Here is a 12046-nt window from a genome sequence, read left to right on the forward strand (position 1 = left end):
GTGGCGGCCTCCTTACAATATGTCGTCTAGCTGGTTTTCTGAAATGACGCGGTAGCCCGCTTGTTTTAGCAGTGCGGCAGTCACTCCGCTGCCTGCGATTTTTTTGCCAGAGAATGTGCCATTATAGATAAAACTGCTTCCGCACGATGGACTGTTTTCTTTTAATATGACGGCAGAGGCATTGATTTCTTTTGCGTAAGCTAATGTTTTAGCGGCGCCTTCCATATATAATTCTGTTACATCTTCTCCTGAAGCTGTCACGATTTTCGCGGTTCCATTGAGAACATCCTCGCCTTTGCCTCCGATGATCTCTGCAGGTTCGCGGGGAGTTGAGAAGCCGCCGAGAAGCTCGGGGCATGCCATAACTGCTTTATTTTCTTCGACGAGTTTTCTGATTTTTTCCGATGCGGCATGAGAGCCGTTGTATCTGCATTCAATGCCGCCAAGGCAAGAACTGACTAGAATCATATTGGTTTCTCCTCTCTTGATTTGTTTGTCTCTATCATAAAAGAAATGATAAATGTTGGGAGGCTTTTTCAGTTAAAAAAGGAGTTAAAAAGTTTGAAAATAAAAAATTTAATTTTTCTCTTTACAAACAGGGGGTAACCTGTATATAATAACTTTTGTCAGCTCGACGAGAACACAAACGGCCCGTTGGTCAAGCGGTTAAGACACCGCCCTTTCACGGCGGTAACACGGGTTCGAATCCCGTACGGGTCACCATTTGGAGGATTAGCTCAGCTGGGAGAGCATCTGCCTTACAAGCAGAGGGTCGGCGGTTCGAGCCCGTCATCCTCCACCATCTTGCCGGTGTAGCTCAATTGGTAGAGCAACTGACTTGTAATCAGTAGGTTGGGGGTTCAAGTCCTCTTGCCGGCACTGTTTTTCAAAACTTAATGTGGAGGGGTAGCGAAGTGGCTAAACGCGGCGGACTGTAAATCCGCTCCCTCAGGGTTCGGCAGTTCGAATCTGCCCCCCTCCACCATTATTGGGCTATAGCCAAGCGGTAAGGCAACGGACTTTGACTCCGTCATGCGTTGGTTCGAATCCAGCTAGCCCAGTCACAGACACCTTTGACCAAAAGGTGTCTTTTTTTCTTTTTAAAATCATTCCGATTTCTAACTGTTCAGTCTGTATAGTAATTTTAAAAATATGTTAAGGTAGTTTATTCACGAATTACCATCTACACCCTGCCAAAAATTTGATAAACTTATTTTATAAAAAAGTTGAAACCTTTTGAAACGAAGCTCGTATACATACAGACCGGTGAAGGCAGAGGTTAGATAAATATGGAAATGATGATTAAAAAGAGAATTAAGCAAGTCAAAAAAGGCGACCAAAATGCATTTGCGGACATCGTAGATATTTACAAGGATAAAATTTATCAGCTTTGCTACCGTATGCTTGGCAATGTGCATGAGGCGGAGGATATTGCACAGGAGGCTTTCATCAGAGCGTACGTTAATATCGACAGTTTTGATATTAACCGGAAATTTTCAACTTGGCTTTATCGAATCGCGACCAATTTGACCATTGACCGCATTCGCAAAAAGAAGCCTGATTATTACCTCGATGCAGAGGTGGCTGGTACGGAAGGCTTGACCATGTATTCACAAATCGCCGCAGATGGGGTTTTGCCTGAAGATGCAGTAGTGTCGCTGGAGCTCTCAAACACGATTCAGCAGAAGATTTTAAAGCTTCCTGACAAATACAGAACAGTCATCGTATTAAAGTATATTGACGAACTCTCATTAATTGAAATCGGCGAGATTCTGAACATTCCTGTGGGGACTGTAAAAACGCGGATTCACAGAGGCAGAGAGGCTCTCAGAAAACAATTAAGGGATCTTTAAGTGGGGTGATGAAATGAGCTGTCCTGAACAAATTGTGCAGCTTATGCATATGCATCTTGATGGAGATATCCTTCCAAAAGATGAAGACGTATTAAAGGAACATCTTGAGACATGCGAGAAGTGCAGAAAGCATTTTTATGAGATGGAAAAATCCATAGCGCTCGTCCGGAGCACATCGCATGTTGAAGCCCCCGCGAATTTTACCGCTAACGTCATGGCAAAATTGCCTAAGGAGAAGAAAAGAGCTTCTGTGAAAAGATGGTTCAGATCCCATCCCGTTATCGCAGCTGCTGCGGTATTCATCATTTTGATGGGCGGAGGTTTTTTAAACAGCTGGCATAATGACCACAATTTCAGCGTGTCCAAGCAGCCGAATCTTGTGGTGCATAACAACACTGTGATCGTGCCTGAGGGTGAGACGGTCAAAGGTGATGTCACTGTTAAAAACGGCAAGCTGATTATTAAAGGAAAAATAGACGGGGATGTAACCGTCGTAAACGGCGAGAAGTATATGGCCTCTGCTGGACAAGTCACCGGTCAGATTGAAGAAATCAATCAATTATTCGACTGGACATGGTACAAAATGAAGTCTGCGGGGAAAAGTGTACTCCATGCATTAGATCCAAACGGAAAAGAGTAAAGCGCGTCAGTCGCTTTGCTCTTTTTTTACGGGCTGAGAGGGCGGGCACATTTCACTTGCTAAATCGAAATGTGGTATAATGGGCTCGCTATGTAAAGTACATATGCGTAACACGTAAAACACAAAATACGAAATGACTGAAATCTTGGAGGACGAGGAAATGGCTTTTGAGGATATCCCTTTTTTGCAGTACCTCGGCAATGCCGTTGATATTCTCCTTGTTTGGTATGTGATATATAAATTGATTATGGTGATACGCGGCACGAAAGCGGTTCAGCTGTTAAAAGGAATTGTAGTGATCGTGCTTGTCCGTATGGCCAGCCAATACTTGGGCCTCAGCACGCTTCAATGGCTGATGGACCAAGCGATAACATGGGGATTTTTAGCAATTATTATTATTTTTCAGCCTGAGCTGAGAAGAGCGCTTGAACAGCTTGGCCGCGGCCGCTTTTTTTCAAGGAGCGGCACGCCTGTAGAGGAAGCGCAGCAGAAAACGATTGAGGCAATATCAAAGGCGATCAATTATATGGCGAAACGCCGTATAGGCGCCCTGCTGACCATTGAGCGGGATACTGGAATGGGGGATTATATTGAGACCGGCATACCATTGAATGCCAAGGTCAGCTCTGAGCTGCTGATCAATATTTTTATTCCGAACACCCCGCTTCATGACGGTGCGGTGATTATGAAGAATAATGAAATTGCCGCTGCCGCTTGTTATCTGCCGCTTTCGGAGAGCCCGTTTATTTCAAAAGAACTGGGTACGCGGCACAGAGCGGCTGTCGGCATCAGTGAAGTAACGGACAGTTTGACGATTATTGTGTCTGAAGAGACCGGCGGCGTCAGTGTGGCGAAGAACGGCGACCTTCACAGAGAGCTGACGGAAGAAGCACTGAAAGAAATGCTTGAAGCCGAGTTTAAGAAAAACACCAGAGACACTTCTTCTAACCGCTGGTATTGGAGGGGCAAGAAAAATGGATAAATTCTTAAACAACCGCTGGGCTGTGAAAATCATTGCTCTGCTTTTCGCGCTCTTGCTTTATGTGGCGGTTAACAGCAATCAAGCACCGACTCCGAAAAAACCGGGTGAATCTTTCTTTCCGACATCAACAATTGATGAAGCAACACTGACCGATATTCCGGTCAAAGCGTATTATGATGATGAAAATTACGTCGTGACAGGTGTCCCGCAAACGGTTAATGTCACGATAAAAGGCTCGACAAGCGCCGTGAAAAAGGCTAGGCAGACAAAGAACTTTGAAATTTATGCCGACATGGAAAATTTAAAAACCGGCACACATAAGGTCGAGCTTAAGGCCAAAAACGTGTCGGATGGGCTGACAATCTCGATCAATCCGTCTGTTACGACAGTGACCATTCAAGAACGGACGACCAAAAGCTTTCCCGTAGAAGTGGAGTACTACAATAAAAACAAGATGAAAAAAGGCTATTCTCCGGAGCAGCCGATTGTCAGTCCGAAAAATGTACAGATTACGGGATCTAAAAATGTGATTGATAACATTTCTCTTGTGAAAGCTTCAGTGAATTTGGAAAACGCAGATGAAACGATTGAAAAGGAAGCGAAAGTGACTGTTTATGATAAAGACGGAAACGCGCTTCCTGTCGACGTGGAGCCCTCGGTCATCAAGATTACCGTTCCTGTGACAAGCCCGAGTAAAAAAGTGCCTTTTAAAATTGAACGGACAGGAAGCCTTCCTGACGGTGTCAGCATAGCGAATATTGAATCCAGCCCCAGTGAGGTAACAGTTTACGGCTCTCAGGATGTGTTGGATTCTCTTGAATTTATTGACGGCGTCAGCTTAGATTTAAGCAAAATTAACAAGGATTCCGATATCGAGGCAGACATCCCGCTTCCTGACGGCGTCAAAAAAATCTCGCCGTCAAAGGTGACTTTGCATATTGAAGTTGATAGTGAAGCGGATCAAAAATTTGAGAATGTCCCTATTAAGACTATAGGGCTGAGCAGCTCGCAAAACATTGAGTTTCTAGATCCTGAATCGCAGGCGATAGACGTGACGGCTAAAGGCTCTCCCGCTAATATAAAAAGCCTGAAGAAATCTGATATTGAATTGTATGTGAATGTTTCAGATTTAGATGATGGGGAGCATAGCGTGAAGCTTGAAGTAAATGGGCCTCAGAATGTAACCTGGTCCTTGGGGCAGAAAAACGCCAAAATCAAGCTGACGTCCAAAAAAAGCAATACATCGACTAATGATAACAGTGGCAATACATCAGGAAACCAGGATGACACAGATAAACAAACGAATGATCAAGATAACAAGCAGCAAGAAGATACAACGAACACTGATAAAGACAGCAATGATCAAAAACAAGACGAAAATAAAGATCAAAACCAAGATCAGGATGAGGACGAATCCACTGCGGATTCACAATCCACATCGGAATAAAAAAGGAGCGATTATAAAATGGGCAAGTATTTTGGAACAGACGGTGTAAGAGGTGTCGCCAATAGTGAGCTTACACCTGAGCTGGCCTTTAAAGTCGGACGTTTCGGCGGTTATGTACTGACTAAAGACAAACAACGTCCAAAAGTGCTGATAGGCCGCGATACACGGATCTCCGGCCATATGCTGGAGGGAGCCCTTGTCGCCGGACTTTTATCGATTGGCGCAGAAGTCATGCGTCTGGGTGTCATTTCTACACCTGGTGTCTCTTATTTAACAAAAGCAATGGATGCAGAGGCAGGCGTCATGATTTCTGCTTCTCACAATCCAGTGCAGGATAACGGCATCAAGTTTTTCGGGGGAGACGGATTTAAGCTTTCTGATGAACAGGAGGCTGAAATTGAGCGCCTGATGGACGAACCGGAGGATAAGCTGCCAAGACCGGTCGGAGCCGATCTCGGGCTTGTAAATGATTATTTCGAAGGCGGCCAAAAATATCTGCAATTCTTAAAACAGACAGCTGATGAAGATTTCACAGGTATTCATGTGGCGCTTGACTGTGCTCATGGAGCAACGTCGTCCTTGGCGACACACCTGTTTGCTGATTTAGATGCAGATGTGTCAACAATGGGAACTTCTCCGAACGGATTAAATATTAATGACGGCGTCGGATCGACTCATCCGGAAGCGCTCAGCGCGTTTGTCAAAGAGAAAAACGCCGATCTGGGCCTTGCGTTCGACGGTGACGGCGACCGCCTGATTGCTGTCGATGAAAAAGGAAATATCGTTGACGGCGACCAAATCATGTACATATGCTCAAAACATCTGAAATCAGAGGGCCGTTTGAAGGATGATACAGTGGTTTCAACCGTGATGAGCAACCTCGGCTTCTATAAGGCGCTCGAAAAAGAAGGCATCAAAAGCGTACAGACAGCTGTCGGCGACCGCTACGTAGTAGAAGCGATGAAAAAAGACGGCTACAATGTCGGCGGGGAGCAGTCAGGACACCTTATTTTCCTTGATTACAACACGACAGGAGACGGATTATTGTCTGCTATTATGCTGATGAACACTTTGAAAGCGACAGGCAAGCCGCTGTCAGAGCTTGCAGCTGAAATGCAGAAGTTCCCGCAGCTGTTAGTCAATGTGAGAGTAACTGATAAATATAAAGTCGAAGAAAACGAAAAAGTAAAAGCTGTTATTTCTGAAGTTGAAAAAGAAATGAACGGCGACGGCCGGATTTTGGTGCGTCCTTCAGGCACTGAACCGCTCGTCCGTGTCATGGCTGAAGCGAAGACGAAAGAGCTGTGCGATGAATATGTAAATCGCATTGCTGAAGTCGTCCGGTCAGAAATGGGATTGGAGTAACGAAGTCTATAATTAGAGAGCGAACAAGACAAGCGAGATTTACATATGATAATTGTGAGACATGTGGCAAAGTTGTTTAAAAAACAATTGACCGTTCATGGCACATGCTGTAAAATCAAGCTTGTCTTGTTCTTATTTTCTCTGAGGAAGAAAAGACGGGATTATTGCTTTACCTATAATGATAGCGCCCGAACTAAGCGCCCGGAAAAAGGCTTAGTTGACGAGGATGGAGGTTATCGAATTTTCGGCGGATGCCTCCCGGCTGAGTATGCAGATCACAGCCGTAAGGATTTCTTTAAACCAAGGGGGTGACTCCTTGAACAAAGAGAAATCACATGATCTTCCAAAAAACATGTAGGAGGGGACGATTGAAAGTCCCCTTGAAATTTGACTTTCTTCGTCTCCTTTTACAATCTTAGGAGGAAGAAAAATATGTGTGGAATCGTAGGTTATATCGGTCAGCTTGATGCGAAGGAAATTTTACTGAAAGGGTTAGAAAAGCTTGAGTACCGCGGATATGACTCTGCTGGTATCGCTGTTGCCAACGAACAGGGAATCCATGTGTTCAAAGAAAAAGGACGCATTGCGGATCTTCGTGAAGTTGTGGATGCCAATGTAGAAGCGAAAGCCGGAATTGGCCATACTCGCTGGGCAACACACGGCGAACCAAGCTATCTAAACGCTCACCCGCATCAAAGCGCACTGGGCCGCTTTACACTTGTTCATAACGGCGTGATCGAGAACTATGTTCAGCTGAAACAAGAGTATTTACAAGATGTAGAGCTCAAAAGTGACACCGATACAGAGGTAGTTGTTCAAGTAATCGAGCAATTTGTCAACGGAGGACTTGATACAGAAGAAGCGTTCCGTAAAACACTTACACTGTTAAAAGGCTCTTATGCAATTGCTTTATTCGACAACGAAAACAGAGAAACGATTTTTGTAGCGAAAAACAAAAGCCCTCTATTAGTCGGTCTTGGAGATACATTCAACGTCGTAGCATCTGATGCGATGGCGATGCTTCAAGTAACCAACGAATACGTAGAGCTGATGGATAAAGAAATGGTCATCGTCACTGATGATCAAGTTGTCATCAAAAATCTTGATGGTGACGTCATTACACGTGCGTCTTATATCGCTGAGCTGGATGCCAGTGATATCGAAAAAGGCACGTACCCTCACTACATGTTGAAAGAAACGGATGAGCAGCCTGTTGTCATGCGCAAAATCATCCAAACGTATCAAGATGAAAACGGCAAACTGTCTGTGCCTGGCGATATCGCTGCCGCTGTAGCGGAAGCGGACCGTATCTATATCATTGGCTGCGGAACAAGCTACCACGCAGGACTTGTCGGTAAACAATATATTGAAATGTGGGCAAACGTGCCGGTTGAAGTGCATGTAGCGAGTGAATTCTCCTACAACATGCCGCTTCTGTCTAAGAAACCGCTCTTCATTTTCCTTTCTCAAAGCGGAGAAACAGCAGACAGCCGTGCGGTACTTGTTCAAGTCAAAGCACTCGGACACAAAGCCCTGACAATCACAAACGTACCGGGATCAACACTTTCTCGTGAAGCTGACTACACATTGCTGCTTCATGCAGGCCCAGAAATCGCTGTTGCGTCAACGAAAGCATACACTGCACAAATCGCAGTTCTTGCGGTTCTTGCATCTGTGGCTGCTGACAAAAACGGCATTGATATCGGATTTGACCTCGTCAAAGAACTTGGTATCGCTGCGAACGCAATGGAAGCCCTTTGCGACCAGAAAGACGAAATGGAAATGATCGCCCGTGAATACCTGACTGTATCCAGAAACGCTTTCTTCATCGGACGCGGCCTTGACTACTTCGTATGTGTCGAAGGCGCACTGAAGCTGAAAGAGATTTCTTACATCCAGGCAGAAGGCTTTGCCGGCGGAGAATTGAAGCACGGCACGATTGCCTTGATCGAACAAGGTACACCAGTATTCGCACTGGCAACACAAGAGCACGTAAACCTAAGCATCCGCGGAAACGTCAAGGAAGTTGCCGCTCGCGGAGCAAACACATGCATCATCTCACTGAAAGGCCTAGACGATGCGGATGACAGATTCGTACTGCCGGAAGTAAACCCAGCGCTTGCTCCATTGGTTTCTGTTGTTCCACTGCAGTTGATCGCTTACTATGCTGCACTGCATCGCGGCTGTGATGTTGATAAACCTCGTAACCTTGCGAAGAGTGTTACTGTGGAGTAAAATGTTTAACCCCTTTGGTTGTTTTTGAGGCTTTGAAATAAAGTCACGATTTTTGTATAAAAGATGAGATGTTTAAAATAAAGTTACGACGCTTTTTCCCTTAGATAATTTTTGTCTAAGGGTATTTTTCTATTTTAACTAAAGAGGCAGGTAACTAAAAATTATAAGGGGATTCCAATTGATATTGAGTCCCCTTTTTACATAAATGATGTGACACCGATCTTACAAAAATGTAACTTTAATCTCAAATAATGTAATTTGATTCGATGGCAGGTCATCTAATTTTCTTTTACTATGTTCTAAAAAGAGATTGGATGGTGTTGGATTTGGATATTTCAGAAGTTAATATATCACTGTTTAGACTAGTTAATGACTTAGGAAAAGAACATCCCTTTTTGAATCCTGTATTTAGTTTTATTGCTGAATATATGGTTTTTTTACTTGCACTAAGTGTTCTTTTTATTTGGTTTACAAGAGATACGGATAATAGAATTATGATTCTTTGTGCATCTATCGCTTTCATTTGTGCCTTTACGATAGGGAAGGTTGCAGGGGCATTTCACTCGAATTATCAACCTTTTGTTGAATTGGGAGAGGTTAATAAACTGATACATAAAGAAAAAGACAATTCTTTTCCAAGTGACCATACAATTTTATTCTTCTCATATTGTATTTCATTCTGGCTCTTTAAGAGAGGCTGGTCAATTTTATGGGTATTGTTAGCTGTTCTTGTGGGAGTCTCCCGTATATGGGTTGGGGTTCATTATCCTTTTGATGTTTTAGCAGGAGTATTAATAAGCCTAGCAGTTTCAACTTTTATATATTTAACATTCCCTAAACTAAATGTTACTCAAACTACCATAAAAATTTATGAAAAATGTGAAAACATACTTCTTTATCGTTTCAAAAGAAAGGAAAACAAGTCAAAAAACTTTTAGATTTATTCAACAATCGGGTGCTAATGTTCAAAAAATCGTAACCTAAAATGATCATACTCTTTTATAAAGATTCCATCTGTATTCAAAACTGTAGAATCCATTTTGATCTATCTTTTTTTCTAAATGGATTCTTTAAATTTGCCGTAAACTGAAGGTTCATGTGTTATTTTTGATCAACCTTTATTTCAAAGCTACAGTTTTAGCCAAAGGGGTTTTTGTTTTAAAGATGGCTATGTTTAGTTTTACAGATATTTAAGATTGCCATAAGAATATGAAAATATAAAGAAGGTATTTTCAAGGAAAGTGACATCTACTGAGAAATTGGGGAATTCTAGCTATAACAATATCCACAACAGCTAGTTCAATTTCTTGGTCGTTAAGGCTGTTGAAAATAAAGTAGGAACCAGTATTCATTTATAGTTCCTAATTGAACTCAGTTATTTACTAAACAAGAAAATAATAGAAAAATGATTATAAAATTTTCTTGTATTTCTACAAAAAATTAAAATGATAGATATCATAAGCCTTGGATAAAGATTCAGGATGTATATTTAAAGGGAAAGAAGGATTTAATACTTCATTCTCCGTATTCCAACATCTTGACAATGTTTAAAATTTAGCATATCTTATACTTAACTTAATAATCGGCGCAGATGTTTATTTTTGTTTGTTAATAAAATTAGGCCTTTAGCATTCTTTTCATATTTAATTTTAAATCTTGATAGATTGAAAAAGGATCCTAATAAAAAACGAAGAGTAACATAAGTCGATTTATTTTTTAAATCAAGGTACTAAATTAAACGATATTCCATTCCTTTAGACGCAACTTAAAATATTGTATATAGCAAAATGACCAATAATAAGGTAGCTCTTCAAAAAACTTTGCTGAAGTTAGTTGAAGTGAAGCCGACAATTTTCAAGATTCAATGACTAAGATAATCATTGAGTTCTGAAGTTGTCGGCTTTTTTTATTGGGAAAAATACGTAACTATTCAAAAAGATAAATGAAATTGTATTAAATTACAGAGAGAATTTTACCTAAGGGAGAATTTGAAATGTTGTTTTCGCTGAGTTTGTCATCATTATTAACATTATTTTTTATTATGCTTATTATTTCCGGGTTAAGTGGACTATTGTTTTTACATCCGCGAGCACCCTTGAGTTATGTTCGCATTCATATTGGTATCTTGGCTTTACCGCTTTTGGTTTCCTTCCTGCTTCTTGCCAATAGTAGTGTGAGTGGAGATATTGGCCCTTGGCACTTAGATTCCTTAGCTTGTTTAATGACTTTCTTTGTTCTTGCAATTGGTTTCGTCATTCAGCGTTTTTCTGTACGTTACTTAATGGGAGATCGATCATATCGAAAATATTTTACGCTTTTTACTTTCACTACAGGTGCTGCTTCAATTACATGGTTAAGCGGTGATCTTCGCTTGATGGTTATTTCTTGGGGAGCAACTCTTGTCGGTTTAATTTTACTTATAAGGTTAAACAGTGCTTGGCAAGTAGCTAACGAAGCAGCCAAGGTTACTGGCCGATTATTTTTGTTAAGTTGGTTTTCTTTGTTTTTCGCGATGATTATGCTTTTTCAAGTCACAGGTCAATGGCGGTTATCGTTGGTTTTAACAAATGAAAGTTTAGCTCAACTGGGGATTTGGGAGAGAACAGGGATTCATTTATTGATTGTGTTAGCAGTGATCATTCCTGCGGCTCAATGGCCATTCCAAAGATGGTTAATTGAGTCTATTGTTGCTCCAACTCCTGTTTCTGCGATTATGCACGCAGGTTTAGTAAACGCAGGCGGGATTATACTCACTCGATTTTCACCTCTATTTAATGGTGGTATAGCATCGATTATTTTACTTCTGCTTGCTGGCATCTCTGTATTGATTGGAACTGGTATTAGTTTGGTCCAGGTTGACTATAAACGCCAGCTAGTAGGCTCCACGATTGCACAAATGGGGTTTATGCTCATTCAGTGTGCATTAGGAGCCTATATAGCAGCCATTATTCATCTTATTTTACATGGTTTATTCAAAGCTACGTTGTTTTTACAGGCTGGTTCGGCAGTACAGCGGCATGAAGCATCGACTCGGGTTAATGAGGGATCATCCTATTTATGGATCGTGGCTGGCCGTACGTTAGCCTTAGTGATAGGCGTTGCTTTTTGGCTCACTGCTCCTGGAGAGGGGTATCAATTCATTAGTGCGCTGATCTTAGGGTGGTCATTGTCCGTTTCTTGGACTCAGCTCGTAGCTTTTGGAGAGGGGAAAATTGGCCGAATTGTTGGCTTAACATGTTTAGGAGGAGCAGCCCTCGTATATTTTGTCATTCATCACCTCTTCTATAAGTGGCTGCATACAATCGATTTTCAAAGTGTTCAACCTCCAATGTCAGCTGTCATCATTGTTGTATGTTTCTTACTATTTGGCAGTGCTTTAGGTACGTGGGTTGCTCGTCATCGTTCTTCAGTGCTCTTCGCGGTTATCTATCTTTGGTTAGTTCGATTAGGTGAAGCAAAGCCAAAGTCAGTAGAGAGTCACCCAGACTACCTTAAACAATATTTATCATAAGGAGCTAATCTGA

Annotated in this window: 9 protein-coding genes and 5 tRNA genes; 13 read left to right on the plus strand and 1 reads right to left on the minus strand. The window is 42.0% G+C overall.

The window, feature by feature from the left end:
- Positions 1 to 12: 12 nt before the first annotated feature.
- A complete protein-coding gene (locus CVV77_RS14335) occupies positions 13 to 468 on the minus strand; it encodes a 2-thiouracil desulfurase family protein (RefSeq protein ID WP_003241460.1) in 456 nt (151 codons plus the stop codon).
- 180 nt (positions 469 to 648) lie between these two features.
- Here CVV77_RS14335 and CVV77_RS14340 point away from each other — a divergent pair.
- The 13 genes from CVV77_RS14340 to CVV77_RS14400 all read left to right on the plus strand — a co-directional run bounded on the left by CVV77_RS14340 (position 649) and on the right by CVV77_RS14400 (position 12033).
- A tRNA-Glu gene (locus CVV77_RS14340) sits at positions 649 to 723 on the plus strand.
- A gap of 3 nt (positions 724 to 726) precedes the next feature.
- Positions 727 to 802: transfer RNA gene (locus CVV77_RS14345), tRNA-Val, on the plus strand.
- Between the two features lie 4 nt (positions 803 to 806).
- A tRNA-Thr gene (locus tag CVV77_RS14350) sits at positions 807 to 879 on the plus strand.
- Between the two features lie 21 nt (positions 880 to 900).
- Positions 901 to 985: transfer RNA gene (locus CVV77_RS14355), tRNA-Tyr, on the plus strand.
- 4 nt (positions 986 to 989) lie between these two features.
- Positions 990 to 1061, plus strand: a tRNA-Gln gene (locus tag CVV77_RS14360).
- A gap of 228 nt (positions 1062 to 1289) precedes the next feature.
- Positions 1290 to 1853: an RNA polymerase sigma factor SigW gene (gene sigW, locus CVV77_RS14365; protein ID WP_014478649.1), complete on the plus strand. Its 564-nt coding sequence runs from the start codon at positions 1290 to 1292 to the stop codon at positions 1851 to 1853.
- 13 nt (positions 1854 to 1866) lie between these two features.
- Positions 1867 to 2493 carry an anti-sigma-W factor RsiW gene (gene rsiW, locus CVV77_RS14370; protein ID WP_003241455.1) on the plus strand — a complete coding sequence of 209 codons (627 nt, stop codon included), beginning with the start codon at positions 1867 to 1869 and terminating at the stop codon, positions 2491 to 2493.
- A gap of 160 nt (positions 2494 to 2653) precedes the next feature.
- The gene (gene cdaA, locus CVV77_RS14375) at positions 2654 to 3475 is read left to right on the plus strand and encodes a diadenylate cyclase CdaA (protein WP_100275712.1); all 822 of its coding nucleotides are present in this window, start codon (positions 2654 to 2656) and stop codon (positions 3473 to 3475) included.
- Positions 3468 to 4922, plus strand: coding sequence for a CdaA regulatory protein CdaR (cdaR, locus tag CVV77_RS14380; RefSeq protein ID WP_100275713.1), 1455 nt, complete (start codon positions 3468 to 3470; stop codon positions 4920 to 4922). Before cdaA ends, cdaR begins: the two co-directional genes overlap by 8 nt.
- A gap of 18 nt (positions 4923 to 4940) precedes the next feature.
- Positions 4941 to 6287: a phosphoglucosamine mutase gene (gene glmM / locus CVV77_RS14385; RefSeq protein ID WP_003241450.1), complete on the plus strand. Its 1347-nt coding sequence runs from the start codon at positions 4941 to 4943 to the stop codon at positions 6285 to 6287.
- Between the two features lie 432 nt (positions 6288 to 6719).
- Complete coding sequence (glmS, locus tag CVV77_RS14390; RefSeq protein ID WP_003241446.1) at positions 6720 to 8522, plus strand: glutamine--fructose-6-phosphate transaminase (isomerizing); 1803 nt, start codon at positions 6720 to 6722, stop codon at positions 8520 to 8522.
- Between the two features lie 314 nt (positions 8523 to 8836).
- Positions 8837 to 9460, plus strand: coding sequence for an undecaprenyl-diphosphatase (locus tag CVV77_RS14395; RefSeq protein ID WP_100275714.1), 624 nt, complete (start codon positions 8837 to 8839; stop codon positions 9458 to 9460).
- Between the two features lie 1055 nt (positions 9461 to 10515).
- Positions 10516 to 12033 carry an NADH dehydrogenase subunit 5 gene (locus CVV77_RS14400; protein WP_100275715.1) on the plus strand — a complete coding sequence of 506 codons (1518 nt, stop codon included), beginning with the start codon at positions 10516 to 10518 and terminating at the stop codon, positions 12031 to 12033.
- Positions 12034 to 12046 lie beyond the last annotated feature (13 nt).

The sequence above is a fragment of the Bacillus sp. SN1 genome (assembly GCF_002796895.1).
Taxonomy (GTDB): Bacteria; Bacillota; Bacilli; order Bacillales; family Bacillaceae; genus Bacillus; species Bacillus inaquosorum.

Excerpts from the sequence above, each read along its gene's own strand:
- cdaR (WP_100275713.1), top strand. The coding sequence starts at position 3,468 with ATGGATAAATTCTTAAACAACCGCTGGGCTGTGAAAATCATTGCTCTG.
- CVV77_RS14395 (WP_100275714.1), top strand. The coding sequence starts at position 8,837 with ATGGTGTTGGATTTGGATATTTCAGAAGTTAATATATCACTGTTTAGA.
- CVV77_RS14335 (WP_003241460.1), bottom strand. The coding sequence starts at position 468 with ATGATTCTAGTCAGTTCTTGCCTTGGCGGCATTGAATGCAGATACAAC.
- glmM (WP_003241450.1), top strand. The coding sequence starts at position 4,941 with ATGGGCAAGTATTTTGGAACAGACGGTGTAAGAGGTGTCGCCAATAGT.
- sigW (WP_014478649.1), top strand. The coding sequence starts at position 1,290 with ATGGAAATGATGATTAAAAAGAGAATTAAGCAAGTCAAAAAAGGCGAC.
- rsiW (WP_003241455.1), top strand. The coding sequence starts at position 1,867 with ATGAGCTGTCCTGAACAAATTGTGCAGCTTATGCATATGCATCTTGAT.
- glmS (WP_003241446.1), top strand. The coding sequence starts at position 6,720 with ATGTGTGGAATCGTAGGTTATATCGGTCAGCTTGATGCGAAGGAAATT.
- CVV77_RS14400 (WP_100275715.1), top strand. The coding sequence starts at position 10,516 with ATGTTGTTTTCGCTGAGTTTGTCATCATTATTAACATTATTTTTTATT.
- cdaA (WP_100275712.1), top strand. The coding sequence starts at position 2,654 with ATGGCTTTTGAGGATATCCCTTTTTTGCAGTACCTCGGCAATGCCGTT.